Source organism: Actinoplanes sp. NPDC026670 (assembly GCF_040638175.1).
Lineage (GTDB): Bacteria > Actinomycetota > Actinomycetes > Mycobacteriales > Micromonosporaceae > Actinoplanes.
Genome location: NZ_JBEZXU010000018.1, coordinates 32,801 through 52,105, shown reverse-complemented (window position 1 = coordinate 52,105; position 19,305 = coordinate 32,801). Strand labels below are relative to the sequence as shown.

Sequence of the window (19,305 nt, the reverse complement as noted above, 5' to 3'; positions counted from 1 at the left end):
CCGTCGGTCACCGGGGCCGAACACCCTCGAAGAGCACGTGCAGGATCCGGTCGACGTACTCATGGGTCAGCGGTTCGCCGGTGATCAGGAACGCGAAGTACAGCGGGCCGGACAGAACGGTCATCGCCAGGTCGAGGTCGAAATCCGCCGCGACCTGGCCGTGCTCCCGGGCGATCAGCATGCGCGCGACCACCTTCTCCGCCTGCGGGCGGATGAACCGTTCGTTGAGCCCGGCCGCGACCGCGGGATCGTGCTGGGCCTCGGCGACCAGGGCCTGATAGAGCCGGTTCCACGGCGGGACGCCGAGCAGGTCGACCGCGGCGTGGACCTGGGTCCGCAGGTCGGCCGCGAAGTCGCCGGTGTCCGGGATGTCCAGGGCCGGGGCGTTGAACGACAGCAGTGAATCCAGGAAGAGCAGCCCTTTCGAGGACCATCGGCGGTAGACGGTGTGCTTGCCGACGCCCGCCCGGGACGCGACGCCCTCGATGGTCAGCTTCGAGTAGCCGACCTCCAGAGCCAGGTCGAGCGCTGTCCTCATGATCATCTCAGTGCGGTCGGCCATGCCGCCATCCTAACCGAACGGCACGGCACGTGCCGTGTTGACAGGCCGCCCTCAGACATCCATGCTCATGAAACGGCACGGAACGTGCCGTGCCGTTTCAATCGAAGGGTGTGCCATGAGCAAGGTCTGGTTCATCACCGGCTCGTCCCGCGGCCTCGGCCGGCAGTTCGCTGAGGCCGCGCTGTCCCGCGGCGACCGGGTCGCCGCGACCGCCCGCGACACCGCGAGCCTGGCGGATCTGTCCGCCTCCTACGGCGACGCCGTACTCCCCCTCGACACCGACGTGACCGACCGGACAGCCGTTCTCGGCAGCGTCCAGCGGGCACACGCGCACTTCGGCCGGCTCGACGTGATCGTCAACAACGCCGGGTACGCCCAGCTCGGCGCGATCGAGGAGCTGACCGAGCAGCAGTTGCGCGACCAGTTCGAGACCAACCTGTTCGGCGCGTTCCGGGTGATCCAGGCCGTCCTGCCGATCCTGCGCGCCCAGGGCTCCGGGCACATCGTGCAGCTGTCGTCGGTCGCCGGGCTGATCGCCATGCCGCTGGGCAGCGCCTACCACGCGTCCAAGTGGGCGCTGGAGGCTCTCAACGAAAGCCTCGCCGGAGAGGTCCGCGAATTCGGCGTCAAGGTGACAGTGATCGAGCCGGCCGGGTTCGCCACCCGCTCCGGCAAGAACCCCAACCCGCTGAACAACGGTCACGTGGCCACCCCCGATCCGGTCTACGACGGCCTGCGGGTGCGCCTGGCCGAGCTGGTCGGCGGCATGCCGGCGGGCGACCCGGCCGCCGCTGCCCGGACGCTGCTCACCATCGTCGACTCGGACACGCCACCCCTGCGGGTGCTCTTCGGACAGGGCTTCCACCCGCTGCTCGAGAAGGTCTACGCCGACCGGCTCCGGACCTGGGACGAGGGCCGGGACCTGTCGGTGGCCTCGCACGGCACGCCGGTCGCGGCCTGAGCACCCGGAGAGCCGACGATGAACCTGACGTTGTGGATCGCCACCGGCCTGCTGGCCGCGGCCCTCCTGGTCAGCACGTCCAAGATGTTCGTGCCCCGGGAGAGGATCGCGGCCACCGGACCCGCCGCAGAGTGGATCATGGACTTCAGCCCGCGCTCGCTACGGGTGATCGGTGCTCTCGAACTGGCCGCCGTGGCCGGGCTGATCCTGCCAGCCGTGCTCGATGTCGCCCCGGTCCTGGTGCCGGTCACCGCGATCTGTGTGGCAGCGCTGTTCGCGTGCGCCGCGGCCATGCGGGCCCGCCGGGGCGAACGCCTGACGATCGCCCCGGACCTCGTCTACCTGGGACTGGCGGTGTTCGTCGCGTGGGGGCGTCTCGGCCCCTGGGCGTTCACCGGCTGACCCGGCCGGCCCAGGGCCAGGAGCACGAAGGCGACGACCGCAGCCAGGGTACGAACGGTGTGGGCCAGCTGCCACCGGTCCCGTACCTCGGCCCAGCCGGCCGGCGGGGACCCGGCGTTCCAGCCCACCTGCTCGGCGTTGATCGGCAGGTTGACCACCACGGTCAGCCCCATGACCAGGGCCAGCAGCAGGAAGGCGACGACGACCGGCCATCGGGTGGCCGCCCGGCGACGCAGCAGGACGAGCACCCCGGTGGCGGCCAGCGCCGGCAACAACGTGACGACGGCGAGCTTGTCGAGGTCGGCCAGCTCCACCAGCCGGACCTGGGTGTAGACCGTGCCGTCGAAGCGGCGCAGCGAGACCTCGAGCACGAGGACCGCGGTGAGAAAGCCGGCGAAGAGGCCGGTGCAGACCAGCCCGATTCCCTTCACGGCGGTCAGCTCCCCGCGAACGCGGCGCGGTGGTCCTCGGCCCAGGTGGCGTAGGTCCGGGCCGGCCGGCCCAGCACCCGGCAGACGTCGTCGCCGGCCGGCCCGGCCGCCCGGGCGTAGTCGGCCTGCGAGCCCAGGAGCCGGTCGGGCACCTCGGCCGGCAGTCCCGCGGCGATCATGCCGCCGCGGATCGCGTCCGGGGTGACCTCGGCGAAGGTGAGCGGGCGGCCGAGCACGGCGCCGAGGGTGGCGACCTTGTCCGGCTGGCTCAGCGACTGTGGGCCGGTGAGCAGGTAGGTGCGGCCGGCGTGGTCCGGGCCGGCCAGGGCGAGCGCGGCCACCGCGGCGATGTCCCGCTCGTCGACGGTCGAGGTCCGCGCCTGCGCATACGCCCCGCGCACGATGTCGCCGCCCCGGATCTGCCCGGCCCAGGCCAGGGTGTTGGCGGCGAAGTCGGCGCAACGCAGGACCGTCCAGTCCAGCCCCGAGCCGACGGCGAGTTCCTCGGCCGCCTGGAACTGCTCCCGGAACCGGGGCTCGCCGGCCGGGTGGGGCACAGTCACCGAGGAGAGCACGACGATCCGCCGCGCTCCGGCCCGGCGGGCATGCGTGAGCACGCCGGCGGCGGCCGGGCCGGCGGCACGCGGGCTGAGCAGCACGGCCCGCACCTCCGCCAGGTCCGGGATCTCGTCCGGGTGCACGCTGAACGCGCCGGCCGGGAGCACGGCCTGCCGGTTGCGGGTGACTGCGGCGACCGGCAGGCCGCGCCCGGTCAGCAGCCGGACCGTCTCGCGGCCGACGACTCCGGTGGCGCCGAGGATCAGGATCATGACGGAACCCCTCTCGCTTTCGTACTATACGAAAGTCAAAGTAATTTTAGTTTGGGGTTCGTACAATATGAGTTCCGTAACACCTCGCAACCGCCGGCAGGCCACCGTCCAGATCAAGGACGGTCTGCGCGACCTGCACAACGAGTTGTCCACGCTGAACCGGCAGATCGGCACCCGACTCGCCATCAAGGACACCGACATGGACTGCATCGACCTGATCAACCGGCACGGGCCGATCAGCCCGAGCAACCTGGCCCGCCAGGCGGGTCTGCACCCGGCAACCGTGACCGGCGTGCTCGACCGCCTGGAGCGGGCCGGCTGGATCGCCCGGGAACGAGACCCGGCCGACCGGCGGGCCGTCACCGTCCGGGCGCTGCCCGACCGCGGACGGGAGATCTACCAGTTGTTCGCCGGCATGAACACGGCGATGGACACCATCTGCGCCGACTACGACGACCAGCAGCTCGCCGTCATCGCCGGGTTCCTGCAGCGGGTCACCGGCGCCGGGACCGCGGCGGCCCGTGCGCTCGCCCAGGACAGCGGCGCGCCGGACTAAGATCGTCACCTATGTCTGCTGCCGACCGGGATCCGCGCCGCGCCGTGGGCGCCGAACTGCTGTCCACCTCGCCGGTGACCCTCTTCCACCGTGTCCCGGTTCTCCAGCAGGCGCTGCGGCGATTGCGCGAGTCCGGATACCACGTGGTGGAGCTCGACGCGGGCGCCTGGCGCTCCGGCCGGGAGATGCACGCCGACCTCGCCCGCGGCCTGGACTTCCCGGCCTACTACGGCAACAACCTCGACGCCTTCAACGACTGCCTCGGCGACGTCACCGGCCGTGCTTACGGCTTCCCGGAGGACGCCACCGGTCTGGTCCTGGCGCTGACCGGATTCGACGGCTTCGCCACCGGACTGCCCGGCCTGGCGCACGGCCTGCTCGACGTAATCGCCGTCCGCTCACGCGGCGCTCTGCTCTCCGGCGAGCAGCTGATCTGCCTGATCCAGTCGGCCGATCCGCGTTTCTCCACCGCGCCGGTGGGCGCCACCCCGGTCGTCTGGAACCCCGCCGAGTGGCACGACGGCCTCCGCGGCGGGTGAAGACGGCCGGTCACACCCGCTGCTGGAACCGGTCGAGCATGGCGCGGACCTCGGTGGCCGTGCTGTTGGCACCGAACAACTCGGTGCCCGGCTCCATCCGGACCCCGTCGGCCAGCGCCCCGGCCACCACCGGGTCGAAGCCGAGCCGGTCGACGATCGCGGCCACCTCAGCCAGGTCGGCCGGGTCGTCCCCGGCGATGGCGACGGCCTTGCGCCCGGGTGCGCCGGCGGGCCGGGCCTCCTCCTCGACGACGTGATAGCCGACGTGGTTGAACGCCTTGACCACCCGAGCCCCGGACAGGAAGTCACGGACCAGTGAGCTGGTGTCCGACCGCAGGTCATCACGGATGCCGTCGACCTCCCACCAGTAGTTCATGGCGTCGATCACCAGCTTGCCGCGCAGCGCCGCCGCCGGAACGGTCCGGTGCTTGCCGAGCGGCAGGGCGAGCACGACCACGTCGGCCTGCTCGGCAGCCTCGACCGCGGTGACGGCCGTCGCGCCCGGCGCCAGCACCGTGACGATGAGCCCGATCTTCGACGGGTCGCCGGAACCGGCGATCAGCACCCGATAGCCGGCCGCGACCGCGAGACGGGCCAGCACGGTGCCGAGTTTCCCCGCTCCGAGAATGCCGATGGTCGTCATGGCCGCCCCTCCCAGGTAGTTGACGTGTCATCCAACCGGCCGGGGCAGCCGTTCATTCCCGCCGCCTCGCACCCGGCAGAATTCCCGTGCCTCCGGCGAATTCCGGGGATCCGCTTGCAGCGGACGCCGTCCGCCGGTGCGTCTTCGAGGTGATGGCAACTGATGGGGCAGTGATGACGTTCGAGAGTTTCGTGGCCGAGCACGGTCAGGCGCTGGTGCGGCTGGCGTTCGTGCTCACCAGCAACCGGCAGCACGCCGAGGATCTGGCGCAGAGCGCGCTGGTCGACGCCTATCGCAACTGGGCGAAGGTGTCCGCTGCCCGAAGACCCGATTCCTACGTGCGCAAGGTGCTCGTCAACGCCCACCTGAGCTGGCGGCGGCGACGCTGGACGACCGAGCGCCCCAGCGAGATCGGCGAGGCCGCGGCCGGTCTGCTGCCCGACCCGGGCGACGCCTACGCCGAGCGTGATCATCTGCGCACCCTGCTGGCCGGTCTGGCGCCACGGGCCCGGACCGTGCTGGTGCTGCGCTACTACGCCGACATGAGCGACGCGGTCATCGCGGAGACGATGGGCATCACCGAGAGCACGGTCCGTGCCACCGCCTCCCGCGCCCTGGCCACCCTCCGGGAAGACGCCACACAGCAGGCGGCTGACACCGGCCCCATGCGGATCACCGCGCCGCAGGACGGGCCGGTCACCTCCGCGAAAGGCACTCCGAGCGTCCCGCTCACCACGGGGCGAATCACCGGCAATGTCCTGGAGGGACAATGAGCGACCTGATCGAGCAGCAGTTGCGTGACCTGTTCGCCGCCGACGCGGACGCCGCCCCACGCCCGTCCGACCTGGTGACGGGCACCCGGCGGGCCGCCCGGGAACAGCGGCTGCGCACCGGTGCGTGGGCGCTGGCGGCGAGTGTCGTCGCGGTCACCGCCACGGCGTTCGCGGTGTGGCCGCCCGCCCCCGAGCCGGTGCCCTTCCCACAGGTGGCGTCCCCACCCACCGATCCGGTCCGGGCGCCGGGGACGCTGTCGGCGACGCCCGGCTACGGCCCGGGCACGCGCTTGTCGATGCGCCCGGTGGCCCAGGTCCTGGACCTGGCCGCGGACACCGCAGCCAAGGCGGCTGACGTGGTGCCCGAGCCGGGTCAGTTCCTGTACACGCGGACGGTGGGCCGGGACGGGCGGGTCCTCGCCGAGCGGTGGTATTCGATCGACGGCACCCGCGACGGCCTCGGTTTCAACGTGCAGGGTGGGGTGGTCGACCGGTTCGCCTTCCCCGGCTGCCGCGACGGGCGTTACGTCTCCGGCCCGGACCAGGGCGGCCCCTGCGAGACGGATCCGGCCTACCGGCCCGACCTGCCGGAGGACGCTGAGGCGATGGCCGGTTACCTCAACCTGTCGACCTCCCACCTCGACGACGATCCGGCGGAGAACAAGACGAACGGCATCGCCAAGAACATGTGGACGCTGGGTTCCTCCCGGTTTCTGCGGCCGGCGCAGCGGGCCGCGCTGTTCCAGGCTGCGGCGCGTATTCCCGGGATCGCGGTGGTCGACGACGCCGTGGACGCCGCCGGCCGCACCGGCACCGGAGTGACGTGGACGTTCGGCGGGTACAAAGCGATGTGGATCTTCGATCCGGAGACCCACGCCTTCCTCGGCAGCGACCTCGACACCGTCGAGCAGGCGGTCGTCGACGAGGTGGGTGACCGACCAGCCAGGTGACCGACCCGGCGGTGGCACGCCCAGAAAAAGGCAGGCCACACGCGGGCCGGTCAGCGCGCCACCAAAGCCGGTCAGCGGCCCGGCGAACCGGCAGGCCGGCGAACCGACAGGCCGACAGCCCGGCGGACCGGCAACCGGCAGACCGACCGACCGCGCGTCGGCGGGGCGGTCAGCGGGCCAGCCAGCCTCCGTCGACCGGGAGGACGGCGCCGTGGACGTAGCGGGCCGCGTCCGAGGCCAGGAAGACGACCGCGCCTTTGAGGTCGTCCGGGGTTCCCCAGCGGCCGGCCGGGATGCGGTCGGTGATGGCCGGGGCCCGGGCCGGGTCGGCGCGGAGTTCGGCAGTGTTGTCGGTCTCCATGTAACCGGGGGCGATGGCGTTGACGTTGACCCCGAAACCGGCCCACTCGTTGGCCAGCGCCCTGGTCAGGCCGAGTATGGCGTGTTTGCTCGCGGTGTAGGCGGGCACCCGGATGCCGCCCTGGAAAGAGAGCATCGAGGCGATGTTGATGATCTTGCCGTGGCCCTGGGCGATCATCCGGCGGCCGGCCGCCTGGCTCAGCTGGAAGGCGGCGTCGAGGTTGACCGCGAGGACGTCGTCCCAGTCGCCGGCGGTGACCTCGGCGGCCGGGGCTCGGCGGATGATCCCGGCGTTGTTGACCAGGATGTCGATCCGGTCGAGTTCGGACACGTAGGCGTGCAGGTCGGCGGTGGCGAGGTCGAGTTCCTTGCTGCCGACGGCGATCACCGAGGCGCCGGCCTCGGCCAGGGCGTCAGCGCACGCCCGGCCGAGACCACGGTTGCCGCCGGTGACCAGAGCCACCCGCCCGTCGAGGCGGAAGCTGTCCAGGATCACGAGTCAGAGGCCCAGATTGCGCAGAGTGGGCACGGTCTGGCCGACCCACTTCAGGGTGGTGTCCTCGTGGGCGCCCTGGGTGCGCTGGGTGCCGGCCAGGAACCACAGGTAGTAGGTGGTGTAGCCGGGCGCGCTGACCACCGTGTGGTATCCCTCGGGCATCATGTGCATCCCGTGGTCGCGGACGGTGAAGTTCTCCTCGTAACCCTCGTCGGTGTAGAGGCGGCAGATCCCGAACCCGCCCTCGGGCGCGACGCGGAAGTAGTACATCTCCTCGTGCGCGGCCTCGGCCGGCAGGTTGTCGTTCTTGTGCCGGTGCGGCGGGTAGGTGCTCCAGTTCCCGGACGGCGTGTACGTCTCCCCCACGATCAGGCGCCGGGCGGGCAGCGACGGCTGGGCGATCTCGGTCAGGATCTGGTGGTAGTCACGGCCGAAGTTGGCCCCGCCCCAGCGGCCGTCGGCGACCTGCGAGGGCTCGATGACATACGGGTCGGTGACCAGGTCGCTCGGGGCGCTGGGCAGGGCGATCTCGACCGCGCTGACCGCCTCGATCGAGATGTCGGAGTCCCGTGGGATGTAGACGGAGTGCGGCTTGCCGCTGAAGACGTCCGCCCGGCCGCCGACCGACGCGAACTTCGACCCTCCGACGGTGAAGTTCGCGGTTCCGCCGAGGATGACGGCCAGGATCTCCCGGTCGCCGGAGGACCCCGTCCAGGTCTCGCCGGGCGACAGCGTGAGCAGCTGGAAGTCGAGGATCGAGCACGGGTTGAACGGCAGGGTGTTGAGGCCGGGCGTGGCCGGGATGTAGCAGTGGTACTTGTAGTCCATCGGAGGTTCTCCTTACCAGGGGTGGGTCCAGCCGGGCCGGGTCACGCGGGCGAGGGCTTCCAGGTAGAAGTAGTCGCCCCACAGGTTTCCCTCGTCGACCCCGACGGCCTTGGGTTTGTCGTAGACGCCGTGCAGAAGAAGGGCGTTGGAGCCCGGGTTGCCGAGGGTCGAGTAGTCGTCGATCAGCGAGCGCAGAATCCGTCCGGCCGCTGCCCGGTACTGGTCGGCCAGCGACGACGGGACGAAGGCGGCCAGTTCGAGCAGCCCGTTGACCGCGATGGCGGCTGCCGAGCTGTCCCGTTCCTCCTGGGCCGCGGCGGAGGTGAAGATCAGGTCCCAGTACGCCACCCCGTCCGGCGGCAGGTGGGCCAGGAAGTAGTCGGCACACCTGATCGCCGCCCGCAGCAGGGTCGGGTCCCCGGTGTACTGGTGGTTGAGCGTGAACCCGTAGATGCCCCACGCCTGCCCGCGGGCCCAGCAGGATTCGTCCGCGCTGCCCTGCTCGGTCTCCCCGCGCAGCGGCGCACCCGTGACCGGGTCCCAGTAGAACGTGTGGTAGGTGGTGTCGTCCGGCCGCAGGATGTGGTCACGCAGCTGAGCGGTGTGCCGCCGGGCCGCGGCCGCGTACCGGGGGTCGCCGCTGGTCCGGCTGGCCCAGAACAGCAGCGGCGTGTTCATCAGGCTGTCCACGATGGTGCGCCCCTGCTGCCGGGGGTCGGCGAGGTCACCCCACGCCTGGATGATCCCGGCCGACGGCAGCACCCGCCGCATCAGGTGATCGGCGGCGGACAGCGCGGCCCGTTTGGCCTCCGGGTCACGGTTGCGCCGCCAGGCGGTGACGCAGGACAGCGTGTAAAGGAACCCGAGGTCGTGGGTGTCCAGGTCGATCTCCCGGTCGACCCGCTCGACGAACGACCGGACGTGCCCGGTGGCCGCCTTCCGATAGGTCTCGTCGCCGGTCAGGTCGTGCGCCAGCCACAGCATCCCGGGCCAGAAACTGGTGGTCCAGCCGATGTTGGCCGGCCGCGGCCGATAACGGTCATCGACAGTCGTGTCGTCCGGGTACCGATCCCCGAACTCGGCGATGTTGGCGTCGATGGTGCGCAGGGCGGCGCTCACCGCGGTTCCGGTCTGGTCGGCGATCGCCGTCATGTCGTCCTTCCGATTGTGGTCAGGGTGAACCGGCTGTTCGCCCACACGATGTAGAGCAGCGGGCTGGCCGCCACACCGATCGCGATCGCCGGCCGGGCCGCCAGCAGCACCTCGAACAGCACCAGCACGACCAGCGAGAACAGGCTCAGGTACCAGCGGCGCAGCCCCAGGTAGGCGCCGGCCCGGGCCAGGTCGCGCAGCCGGGCGTCCGGCCGTTCGGCCAGCGCCACGAGCGTCAGCACGGTGGTGATCACGATCAGGGTCATGACGACGGCGATCACCGGCAGCAGCACGGCGCCGGCGGTCCGCCCGGCGAGCCAGGCCGCGTCGACGCCGAGGACCAGCAACGCGACGGTGGCGAGCGAACCGGCGGTCAGCGCGCGTCGCGCCGAGCCGCGCCAGGCGTCCCAGAAAACCTTCCAGACCCCTCGGTCGTACGCCCGGAGCACCGCGAAAACCGCAACGAGGGCGGGCCCGCCGAGCGGCGCGAACAGCACGAGCAGTGGCCAGGTCCGCCCCGGATCGGTGGTCAGCACGATCAGCACGAGCGGCGCGCAGGCGATCGCGAGCAGCAGGTTCGTCAGCAGCGCGACGTGCGCCGCCTCGAAGATCCGGCCCCAGTTCATCCTTTTAGCCCCGTGGTCGCGATGCCCTCGACGAAGTACCGCTGGCCGAGCAGGAAGACCACCACGATCGGCAGCACCGACAGCACCGACCCGGTCATGATCAGCGCGTATTCGGCGTTGTACTGGTTGATGAACGACTTGAGCCCGATCTGGATCGTCCACAGGTCGGGGCTGCGCAGGTAGATCAGCGGCCCCATGTAGTCGTTCCAGGTGGTGACCGCGGTGATCAGGGTGAGGCTGGCCAGCGCCGGAACCGACAGCGGCAGCATGATCCGCCGGTAGATGCCGTACTCGCTCATCCCGTCGATGCGCGCCGCGTCGAGCAGCTCGTCGGGAACCGTCTCGTAGAACTGCTTCATCATGAACACGCCGAGCGCGCCGAACGCCTGCAACGCGACGATCGACCAGAGCGAGTCGGTGAGCTGGAGCTTCGACATCATCACGAACTGCGGGACCATGTAGGACTGCCACGGCACGGCCAGGGTGCCGATGTAGGCGAGGAACAGCACGTCCCGCCCCGGGAAATGGATCTTGGCGAAGCCGTACGCCGCGAAGCTGCCGGTGAGGACCTGGAGCAGGGTGACGACCGCCGACAGGAAGACGGTGTTGCCCAGCCAGGTGGTCATGTTCGACTTCGACCAGATGTCGGCGTAGTTGCTCCACACCGGATCGGTGGTGATCCACTGGACCGGGATGGTGAAGACGTCGTTGTTGCTCTTCAGCGACGACAGCACCATCCAGTAGAACGGCAGCAGCACCACGACTCCGGCCGCCCCGAGAGCGAGATACCCGAGGATGCGCCAGGCGCGCGGCTTCCGCCGTACCGAATCAGGGGTGTCGGTTTGTGAGGTCGGCGAAGCCGATGTGAGGAGGGTGGTCATCACGAGCTCCTGCGTTTGTTGACGACGAACTGGATGACCGTCACCACCAGGCAGATCGCGAACAGCACGATGGAGACCGCGGACGCGTACCCGAACTGGTTCTCCTCGAAGCCCTTCCGGAAGATGTACTGCGCCAGCACCAGCGTCGACTGCCCCGGGCCGCCGTTGGTCATCACCAGGATCAGGTCGAAGACCTTGAAACTGCCGATGGTGAGCAGCACGGTGATGAAGAAGGTGGTGGGCCGCAGGCCGGGCAGGGTGACCGCCCGGAACCGCTGCCACGCCGACGCGCCGTCGACCTTGGCCGCCTCGTAGAGCTGCCCCGGGATGGTCTGCAGCCCGGCCAGGAAGAGCAGCATGTAGTAGCCCATGTCGCGCCACGTGCCGACGATGATGACGGCCGGCATCGACCAGTCGGCCGAGGTGGTCCAGCCCGGCGGGTGGTCCACGCCGATCCACCGCAGCAGCTCGTTGACCGGCCCGTATCCCGGGCTGAACAGCATGTTCCAGATCTGCGCGATGGCGACGATCGAGGTGATGTACGGGAAGAACGCGACCGTACGGAAGAACGCCACCCCACGCAGCTTGCGGTTGAGCAGCAGCGCCAGCCCGAGCGAGACGCCCAGGGTGAGCGGGATGTGGAAGGCCGCGTAGTAGAGGGTGTTGCGCAGCGCGGTCCAGAACGTGGTGTCCGCGGCCATCTGCCGGAAGTTGTCCAGCCCGGTCCAGGTGGCCCCGCCGAACACGTTCCATTCGGTGAACGCGTAGTAGAACAGCAGGCCCACCGGGATCAGGGTGAGGACCAGGAAGCCGATGAAGTTCGGCAACAGGAAGCTCAGCCCCACCGCGGTGTTACGCCACCGCCGGCGGCCCGTCGGCATCGTCGTCATGTGCGGTCTCCTAGAGGTGCCGCGGGCCCGGTCCCCGTGCCGGGCCCGCGGAGTTTCACTTGTTCAGGACCTCGTTCTTGGCCCGGTCCTGTGCCTTGGTGATGGCCGCGTCGATCGGCGTCGTGCCGGACAGGACCTCGGTGTGCAGGTCCTTGAGGATGTTCTGCAGCGGCGCCGTGTACTTGGAGACCGGGTTCTCCGGCTTGGTGTCGTGGGTGGCGAAGGTGAACTTCGACAGGTCGTCGCTGGGCGCGCCCTTGAGCGCGAAGATGGTGTCGGCCACCGAGCTGTTGTCGGCGGGCGTGACCCCGATCCCGGCGAGCGCCTTGGCGGCGTCCGCGCCGGCCGCGTAGGCCAGGAACTCCTTGGCCGCGGCGATCTTCTTGTCGCTGATCTTCGGGTTGATGCCGAGCCCGGTCGGGTCGGCGAAGGTGAGCGGAACGGCCGAGGTGCCGGTGGTCGCCTTGGTCAGCTGCGGCGCCGGCGCGATGCCCCACTCGAAGGTGTCGGCGTCGCCCTTGGCCTGCTGGTTGAGCAGGGTCGCGATGTACCAGGTGCCCATCACCATCATCGCGGCCGACTGCTTACCGAACTGGGCCTGGTAGGTGAGGCTGTTGGTGGTGGCGTCACCGAGGCTGACCTGCGCGCCGGCCGCCTGGAGGTCGAGGCTGGTCTGGTAGTACGGCTTGAGGAAGGCGTAGTCGCCGCTCTCCAGGCTGGCCCCGGCGGTCTGGGCCAGCGCGAAGCCCTGGTCGGTGGATTGCCAGGTGTGCTGGTACGCGCCGAGCGCCTTGTCCCCGGCCGCCTTCAGCTTCGTGGTCAGCTCCTTGGCCGCGGTCGCGTACTCGGCCCAGGTCCAGCTGCCGTCCGGGTGCTTGACGCCGGCCTTGTCGAACAGCGCCTTGTTGTAATAGAGCACCCACGAGTCGGCCCGGTACGGGATCGCCCAGGTCTTGCCGTCCACCTGGTAGGCGCTGACCCCGCCGACCTTCGGCCCGAGCTTGCCGGCCACGTCGGAGACGTCGACCAACTGCTTGCCGTCCTGGTAGGTGTAGAAGTTCTTCAGGTTCTTCTGCACGTAGATGTCCGGGGCCTTGCCGGCGGCCAGGTCGGCGATCATCTGGGTGTCGTAGTTGGCGGCGTCGTATTCCTTGAGCTCGACCACGATGTCCGGGTGCGAGGTCTTGAAACCGTCGGCGAGGGTCTTGAACTCCGGCGTGGTCGCCAGACTCCACCCGGCCAGGGTGAGCGTGACCGGGCCGGACTCCTCGGCATCACCGCCGCTGCTGCAACCGGTGATGCCGAGCAGGAGCGCCGTGACGGCGGCGAGGGAGCGCTTCATCTCTACTCCTCTATGTCGATTCTGGTGTGTGTGAGAACGGCGTCGGGCCAGACGACCCGGACGTGCCCCTGGTGGATCTCGGCGCGGCACGTCGTCTCCGCCGGGTCGGTGGACAGTTCGACGAGCACGGCGATCCAGCTCTCCGGAATCGGGAACTCGATCCATGGCACCCGGACCGGGCCGCCGAGCGGGGACGCGTCGTCGTGTTCGGTTTCGCCCGCCGCGCCCGCGCCGATGATCGGCGTGAGACGCGAGACGAGCCCACCGGTCGCGGGCCAGCCGCCGATCCGCAGGCGGACGGCGTCCGGCACGGCCTGCGTGACCCGGACGAGCCGGACCTCCCAGGGCCCCCGGACCAGCGAGAACGTGGTGATCCGCCCGGCTGGGCGGAGCTTTCCGGTGCGGCCGGAGCCGTGGTCCCGGCCCGGCGGGTCCGGTTCCAGCCAATGCGCTTGGGTCACCGATCCGGCAAACCCCAAAGACCCCTCGGCGCGTACGGCCAGAGTGCGCATGCCGGTGCGGTGCGAGTGCCGCCCGGCCGCGCAGACGAGGACCACCGACTGGTCCTCGGGGTCGGTCCAGCCGCTCTCGTCGAGAACGGGAGCGGTCGCCGTCGAGTAGCCGATCCGGGCGTAGAGCGGTGAGTCGCCGCCCGGCACGCCCTCGTCGCCGTGATCGGTGCCGTGGTTGATGACCCGGACGATGCCGTCGGCCCGGGTGCCGGCGATCAGCCAGCCCGGGGCGCGCACGGCGCGGAGCACGTCGCCGGTCTCCACCGGCAGCGGCTCAGCAGGCGCGGCCCACACCGGATGATCCGCCGGGAGGGCCACACCGAGCAGGCCCTTGCTGGCCCAGTAGGGCGAGCCGGGACCGGAGTAGGACTGGGCGAGCCGCGGCCACGGCCCGTGCCAGCCGAGAGTGAGCAGGTCACCGTGGGTTTCTGCGTGGGTTTCGAAGTGCCCGACGACCTTGCCGGCGGCATGCCGCAGCTGGCCGGGCGCGTGGGACGGGACGTCGGCGAGGATCCCGGCCCAGAACGGAGCGGCCGCGGCGAACCGGTAGATCAGGCTGCGGCCCTGGATCAGCGGCGAGCCGTTCGCGCCGGTCAGGGCGAGCGCGTCGGTGAGGAAGCGGTCGAGCAGGTCCCGGTCGACCGGGCGCAGGCCGGGCGCCCCGGACATCCGTGACCAGAGGACCGGGTAGAGGTGCAGGGCCCAGCCGGTGTAGTGGTCGTAGGCCCGTGACGAGCCGTCGGACAGCCAGCCGTCGGCCCGCCGGAACGTGTCGTGGGTGGCCAGGTCCGCCGCCATCTCGGCCGCCGAGTACGGGCCGCCGACCGAGCGCAGGAACGTCTGCACGACCAGGCGGAACCACACCCAGTTGATCCGCGGGTAGGTGTCGTCGCCGACGGCCGGGGCCAGGTAGTCGACGATCCGCTCCTGGACACGGGGGTCCAGGCGGTCCCAGATCCACTCACGGGTCATGTCGAGGATCAGGGCGATCGACGCCGCCTCCACTTTGGCCTGGGCGTGTTCGGTCAGGCGTACCCATCGATCGGGGTTTGCCGGATCGGTGCCCGCCGCAAGGCCTGACGCGTATCGCTCGACCAGGTGATCGAGGCCCTGGCCGCGCTCGCCGGCCAGGCGGAAGCCGGCCAGCAGGAACGTCCGGGCGAAGCCCTCCAGACCGTCGACCGCACGCCCGTAACCACCCTCGGCGCCGGGCAGCGTGATCAGCGCGTGCGACGGCGAGGCGTGCCGGGATGCGGCGGCGAGCAGACGGTCGGCGAACCCGGTCCAGTCGGCACGGGTGTCGAAGGCAGGTGGCACTTCACGCTCCGGAGTCGGTCGGGCGGGTACCTGTGATCGGTTTCCGGGAAGTAAAACGCTCACAATCGACCATGTCAATGAGTACTTCGCTCAGGTCGCGACAGAAGTGATCGGATAACGTCGTGACCTGGCCGTTTAGGAGGACTAACAGCTAACCGATCGGCTCCCCGAGCACAGCCCGATCGTCACAGGACGATGAAAGTGATCTGATACGATCGCTTTCGATCACGGGGAGGGGACCATGTACGTGCCACCGGCGACCGACCGCGCGGTGTGGCGGACGGCGGACGAGCCGACCCTCCACGAGCTGTCCGAGCGCGCCCGCGCCACCCTCGGCACGCCCTGGCCCACTCCCCTGGCCCGCGACTTCGCCCGCTACTTCCGCGACGGCGACCGGGACACCTACGAGCAGGCCATCTGGGGCCGGCACCAGCGGCTGGCCCGGGCCGTGGTGCTGGCCGCGGCCACCCTCGACCCGGTCTGGCTCGACGAGGTGGCCGACGGGGTCACCCTCTTCTGCGAGCAGAGCACCTGGTGCTGGCCGGCCCACGACGACACGTTCACCCGGCACGGCTCGGTGCTGCCGACGGTCACCGACCCCTACGTCGACCTGGGCGCCGGTGAGGTCGCGGCCGACCTGGCATGGACCGATCACGTGCTCGGCGCGCAGCTCGACGAGCGCTATCCGGGGTTGCGCGCCCGCATCCGGCACGAGGTCTCGGTGCGAGTGCTCCAGCCCTTCATCGAGCGGCGCGACTGGAGCTGGCTCGGTCTCGACGGTCACGTGCACAACTGGAACCCGTGGATCCACAGCAACGTGCTGATCGCCGCGACCCTGCTGGGCTTCTCCGGTCCGTTGACCGACCTGGTCATCGAAGGGATCGGCCGGTATGGCGCGGCCGTGCCCGCCGACGGCGCCATCGACGAGGGCTACCACTACTGGTGGCACGGCGCGCTGCCGTACCTGGAGACCCTGGAACGGCTCGGCCACGACCTCGACCCGGCGCTGATCGACTTCCCGCATCGCGTCCACCTGGGCGGACCCTGGTATCTCAACCACGCCGACGGACCCGCGCGGCCGTCACCACACCAGCCGTGGCACGTGCTGCACCGGCTGGCCGGTGTGGTCGGCGCCCGTGACGCCCGCGCCCACGCCGCCACCCACCGGCGGCCCGGCGAGGCGGTCGCCCACGAGAGCCACGGCCTCGGTTACCTGCTCCAGGCGGTCGTCGACCAGGACTGGATCGCCGCCGCCCCGGGAGCGTCGCCGCTGCCCCGTGACGTGTGGTTCCCGTCCACGCAGGTGCTGCTGGCCCGCCCCGCCGCGGGCAGCGCCGCCGGGCTGACCCTGGCGATCAAAGGCGGCCACAACGGCGAGAACCACAACCACAACGACGTCGGCAGCTTCATCGTGGCCCGCGACGGGGTGCCGGTCCTGGTCGACCCGGGGCGGCCCACCTACACCGCGCAGACCTTCGGACCCCGGCGGTACGAGATCTGGACCATGCGATCGACCTGGCACAACACCCCGTCGATCCGGGGCACGGAACAGGCCGCCGGCCGGTCGTTCGCAGCCCGTGACGTGGTCGCCGACCCCGAATCCGGGTCGTTCACCCTCGACCTGGCCGGGGCCTACCCCCGCGACGACATCAGGCGCTGGGTGCGTGCCGCCCGGCTGGACCGCAACACCGGCACGATCACCATCCGTGACTCGTGGGAGCTGTCGCCCGGCGCCGGGCGGACCGTGCTCCACCTGATCGCGGCCGGCGAGGTCACCCTCACCGGCGGCGGCGCCGACATCAACGGCGTGACGGTGACCTGGGGCGACCGGCCCTGCGAGGTCACCAGCCGGCGACTCGACGACCCGATGCTCACCGACGTGTGGGGCGACCGGCTGACCCGCCTCGACATCGACGTCACCACCCTGGGTCCCGTCGGTACCCTCGAACTGACCGTGAAGGAGAGACGGTGAGCAACACAGACAAGCGGGGGCCGTTGCAGGTGGCCCGCCGGGCGCGGCTGCTGGAACAGTTGCAGCGCGACGGCGTGCTACGGGTCTCCGACCTCACCGATGCGCTCGGCGCCTCCACGGTCACGATCCGCCGGGACATCGCGCAGCTCGCCTCCGAGGGCCTGGTCCGCCGGGTGCACGGCGGGGTCGCCCTGCCCAGCGGCGACGACCAGCGCGACAGTGAGGACGTGTTCAGCGGCAGCATCGGCATGCTGGTGCCGTCGCTCGACTACTACTACCCGCACGTGGCCCGCGGCGCCGAGGAGACCGCGCGCGAGCTCGACCTGCGGATCGTGCTGCGCGGCTCCTCCTACCAGACCGAGGACGACCGGCCCCAGCTCAACCGGCTCGTCGACCAGGGCGTCGACGCGCTGATCGTGGCCCCGCGGATGGACGCGCCGACCGCCCAGCAGACCATCGAATGGCTGGCCGGGCTCGGCATGCCGGTCGTCCTGCTGGAACGCACCGCCACCGCCGGGCCGCACCACGCCCACCTCGAATCGGTCGTGTCCGACCACGCGCAGGGCGCCGGCATGGCCGTCCGTCACCTCGCCGGCCTGGGCCACCGCAAGGTCGGCGTGGTGCTGGCCGCGCTCAGCCCGACCAGCCCGCACATCCACCGCGGCTGGCACGAGGCGGTCACCGAGCTCGGCCTCGACGTCACCGGCACCGTCGACGAGCAGGTCCCCGACGCGCGCACCCCGGACAGCAAGGACGCCCTCGACAAAGCCCTCGACCAGGCCCTGTCGACCGGGACCACGGCGCTGCTGGTGCACGCCGACGCGGAGGCGATCGCGCTGGTGCAGCGCTGCGAGGAACGCCACCTGTCGGTGCCCGGCGATCTGTCGGTGATCGCCTACGACGACGAGGTGGCGGGGCTGTTCAGCCCGGCGCTGACCGCGGTCCGGCCGCCTCGGGGCTCGATCGGCCGGGCGGCGGTCCGCCTGGCCGCCGACCGCCTGTCCGACCCGCAGCGCCCCACCCACCGCATCGTGATAAGCCCCGCGCTGCGCATCCGCGACTCCGCCGCCGCCCCGAACCGCCCATAGCCCAGCCGTCGCTCACGACGGGAAAGCACGCCGCGAAACCACCGTGGGCGACGGCTCACGGTTTGGCGGCGCGTGATGAGCGGGTCATACCCGAATTTTTCGGGACAGTGAGGATTGCCGGACCACCAGGTCCGGGGCGACGAGAACGCCCTGCACCGGGCGTTTGTCGCCGTCCAGGAGGCGGGAGACCATGAGCTCGACGGCGAGCCGGCCGACGTGGTTCTTGGGTGGGCGGATCGCGGTCAGCGCCGGTTCGGCCAGGTGGGCCACCTCGTCGTCGTAGGAGACGATCGCCAGGTCGTCGGGGATGCGGATGCCCTGGTCGGCGGCGTTGCGGGCGATCGCGATGGCCTGCGGGTCGCTGTGCACGATCAGGGCGGACAGCCCGGCCCGGCCGGCGTTCACCGCGTCGCCGGGGATGCCCAGGTCGGCGCAGGCCCGGTGCCAGCCCTGGAGCAGATACATCGAGGTGGGGCTGCCGCCGGACAGTTGCAGGCCGATCCGGCGGTGGCCCTGCTCGTACAGGTGGTGGACGGCGATCTCCAGGCCGAGGGCGTGGTCGCTGCGTACCCATTCGATCTGCCGCGGGGTGCTGGTCCAGCCGCGGGGCTGACGTTCGACGAGGATCGTCGGAACGGGCAGGCGGCTGATCCAGTTCAGGGTCCGATCGGCTTCGGCGCCTTCCAGGCTCGGGGCCAGCAGCAGACCCTGGACCTGGCCGGCGTCGACGAGCCGGCTGATCTGCCGCCGGTCCTCCTCCGGGTCGTAGCTGGAGCCGCGCAGCTGCACGTTGACACCGAGGGCGGCGCCGGCGGCGCGGGCGCCGGCCACGATCGGCGGCCAGTAGAAGTCCAGCGAGGGCACGACCATGCCGATCGTGAACGCGGTCTTCTGCACCGGGGACGGCCGGGCCGGGGCCGGCAGGGTGGCGCCGCCGTGGACGCGGTGGCACAGGTTGCGGGCGGCCAGGGCGGTGATGTCGCGGCGGATGGTCAGCTCGCTCACGCCGAGATCGCGGGCCAGGTCGCTGACGCGGACCGCGCCGCAGCGTCGCAACTCGGTGAGCAGCCGCTCGTGCCTCTGCACCTGGAACAGCGCTGTTCGATTGGTTGCGTTTGCGACCGATCGGGATCGCACCATGGCATCACCGTTTCCGACCGTTTACGAAGACGTTACGCACATTCTTACGCATCG

At 70.8% G+C, this 19,305-nt stretch carries 21 protein-coding genes; 8 read left to right on the top strand and 13 right to left on the bottom strand.

All coding sequences use genetic code 11. The annotated features are described in order from the left end of the window. Positions 1-7 precede the first annotated feature (7 nt). The gene (locus AB0E94_RS19375) at positions 8-562 is read right to left on the bottom strand and encodes a TetR/AcrR family transcriptional regulator (protein WP_360327932.1); all 555 of its coding nucleotides are present in this window, start codon (positions 560-562) and stop codon (positions 8-10) included. Positions 563-677: 115 nt separating this feature from the next. Here AB0E94_RS19375 and AB0E94_RS19370 point away from each other — a divergent pair, with 115 nt between their 5' ends. Both AB0E94_RS19370 and AB0E94_RS19365 read left to right on the top strand, forming a co-directional pair. Continuing rightward, positions 678-1,523: an SDR family NAD(P)-dependent oxidoreductase gene (locus tag AB0E94_RS19370; protein ID WP_360327929.1), complete on the top strand. Its 846-nt coding sequence runs from the start codon at positions 678-680 to the stop codon at positions 1,521-1,523. An 18-nt stretch (positions 1,524-1,541) separates the two neighbouring features. Further along, the gene (locus tag AB0E94_RS19365) at positions 1,542-1,925 is read left to right on the top strand and encodes a DoxX family protein (RefSeq protein WP_360327926.1); all 384 of its coding nucleotides are present in this window, start codon (positions 1,542-1,544) and stop codon (positions 1,923-1,925) included. On the opposite strand, the gene AB0E94_RS19360 is transcribed toward AB0E94_RS19365, so the two are convergent. Further along, a complete protein-coding gene (locus tag AB0E94_RS19360) occupies positions 1,862-2,356 on the bottom strand; it encodes a DUF1772 domain-containing protein (protein WP_360327923.1) in 495 nt (164 codons plus the stop codon). The genes AB0E94_RS19365 and AB0E94_RS19360 overlap by 64 nt on opposite strands. A gap of 5 nt (positions 2,357-2,361) precedes the next feature. Continuing rightward, positions 2,362-3,186 carry an NAD(P)H-binding protein gene (locus tag AB0E94_RS19355; RefSeq protein WP_360327921.1) on the bottom strand — a complete coding sequence of 275 codons (825 nt, stop codon included), beginning with the start codon at positions 3,184-3,186 and terminating at the stop codon, positions 2,362-2,364. A gap of 67 nt (positions 3,187-3,253) precedes the next feature. Between AB0E94_RS19355 and AB0E94_RS19350 the strand changes: the two genes are divergently transcribed. Beyond that, positions 3,254-3,742: a MarR family transcriptional regulator gene (locus tag AB0E94_RS19350; RefSeq protein WP_360327918.1), complete on the top strand. Its 489-nt coding sequence runs from the start codon at positions 3,254-3,256 to the stop codon at positions 3,740-3,742. A gap of 11 nt (positions 3,743-3,753) precedes the next feature. After that, positions 3,754-4,281, top strand: a complete 528-nt coding sequence (locus tag AB0E94_RS19345; RefSeq protein ID WP_360327915.1) for a barstar family protein — start codon at positions 3,754-3,756, stop codon at positions 4,279-4,281. A gap of 10 nt (positions 4,282-4,291) precedes the next feature. Here the strand turns inward: AB0E94_RS19345 and AB0E94_RS19340 are convergent, their stop codons facing one another. Beyond that, positions 4,292-4,924 (bottom strand): NAD(P)-binding domain-containing protein, encoded by a 633-nt coding sequence (locus AB0E94_RS19340; protein ID WP_360327913.1) that lies wholly within the window; start codon positions 4,922-4,924, stop codon positions 4,292-4,294. A gap of 173 nt (positions 4,925-5,097) precedes the next feature. Between AB0E94_RS19340 and AB0E94_RS19335 the strand changes: the two genes are divergently transcribed. Both AB0E94_RS19335 and AB0E94_RS19330 read left to right on the top strand, forming a co-directional pair. Next, entirely contained in the window at positions 5,098-5,697 is a 600-nt protein-coding gene (locus AB0E94_RS19335; RefSeq protein ID WP_360327911.1) for a SigE family RNA polymerase sigma factor, read from the top strand. Further along, positions 5,694-6,647 (top strand): CU044_5270 family protein, encoded by a 954-nt coding sequence (locus AB0E94_RS19330; RefSeq protein ID WP_360327908.1) that lies wholly within the window; start codon positions 5,694-5,696, stop codon positions 6,645-6,647. Before AB0E94_RS19335 ends, AB0E94_RS19330 begins: the two co-directional genes overlap by 4 nt. A gap of 169 nt (positions 6,648-6,816) precedes the next feature. Here the strand turns inward: AB0E94_RS19330 and AB0E94_RS19325 are convergent, their stop codons facing one another. The 8 genes from AB0E94_RS19325 to AB0E94_RS19290 are packed head-to-tail and all read right to left on the bottom strand — an operon-like array spanning position 6,817 to position 15,051. Beyond that, entirely contained in the window at positions 6,817-7,503 is a 687-nt protein-coding gene (locus AB0E94_RS19325; protein ID WP_360327905.1) for an SDR family oxidoreductase, read from the bottom strand. 3 nt (positions 7,504-7,506) lie between these two features. Continuing rightward, the gene (gene iolB / locus AB0E94_RS19320) at positions 7,507-8,331 is read right to left on the bottom strand and encodes a 5-deoxy-glucuronate isomerase (RefSeq protein ID WP_360327902.1); all 825 of its coding nucleotides are present in this window, start codon (positions 8,329-8,331) and stop codon (positions 7,507-7,509) included. 12 nt (positions 8,332-8,343) lie between these two features. Beyond that, complete coding sequence (locus AB0E94_RS19315) at positions 8,344-9,483, bottom strand: glycoside hydrolase family 88 protein (protein ID WP_360327899.1); 1,140 nt, start codon at positions 9,481-9,483, stop codon at positions 8,344-8,346. Beyond that, entirely contained in the window at positions 9,480-10,109 is a 630-nt protein-coding gene (locus AB0E94_RS19310) for a hypothetical protein (protein WP_360327897.1), read from the bottom strand. Before AB0E94_RS19310 ends, AB0E94_RS19315 begins: the two co-directional genes overlap by 4 nt. After that, on the bottom strand, positions 10,106-10,990 hold the full coding sequence (locus AB0E94_RS19305; RefSeq protein WP_360327894.1) for a carbohydrate ABC transporter permease: 885 nt from the start codon (positions 10,988-10,990) through the stop codon (positions 10,106-10,108). The genes AB0E94_RS19310 and AB0E94_RS19305 overlap by 4 nt, the downstream gene beginning before the upstream one ends. Beyond that, a complete protein-coding gene (locus AB0E94_RS19300) occupies positions 10,990-11,880 on the bottom strand; it encodes a sugar ABC transporter permease (RefSeq protein WP_360327892.1) in 891 nt (296 codons plus the stop codon). The genes AB0E94_RS19305 and AB0E94_RS19300 overlap by 1 nt, the downstream gene beginning before the upstream one ends. A gap of 55 nt (positions 11,881-11,935) precedes the next feature. After that, positions 11,936-13,222, bottom strand: coding sequence for an extracellular solute-binding protein (locus tag AB0E94_RS19295; protein WP_360327891.1), 1,287 nt, complete (start codon positions 13,220-13,222; stop codon positions 11,936-11,938). Positions 13,223-13,224: 2 nt separating this feature from the next. After that, complete coding sequence (locus AB0E94_RS19290; RefSeq protein ID WP_360327888.1) at positions 13,225-15,051, bottom strand: DUF2264 domain-containing protein; 1,827 nt, start codon at positions 15,049-15,051, stop codon at positions 13,225-13,227. Positions 15,052-15,292: 241 nt separating this feature from the next. Here AB0E94_RS19290 and AB0E94_RS19285 point away from each other — a divergent pair, with 241 nt between their 5' ends. Then, positions 15,293-17,023, top strand: a complete 1,731-nt coding sequence (locus tag AB0E94_RS19285; RefSeq protein WP_360327886.1) for a heparinase II/III family protein — start codon at positions 15,293-15,295, stop codon at positions 17,021-17,023. After that, positions 17,020-18,111 carry a substrate-binding domain-containing protein gene (locus AB0E94_RS19280; protein ID WP_360327883.1) on the top strand — a complete coding sequence of 364 codons (1,092 nt, stop codon included), beginning with the start codon at positions 17,020-17,022 and terminating at the stop codon, positions 18,109-18,111. The genes AB0E94_RS19285 and AB0E94_RS19280 overlap by 4 nt, the downstream gene beginning before the upstream one ends. A gap of 84 nt (positions 18,112-18,195) precedes the next feature. Here the strand turns inward: AB0E94_RS19280 and AB0E94_RS19275 are convergent, their stop codons facing one another. After that, positions 18,196-19,197 (bottom strand): substrate-binding domain-containing protein, encoded by a 1,002-nt coding sequence (locus AB0E94_RS19275; RefSeq protein ID WP_360327880.1) that lies wholly within the window; start codon positions 19,195-19,197, stop codon positions 18,196-18,198. Positions 19,198-19,305 lie beyond the last annotated feature (108 nt).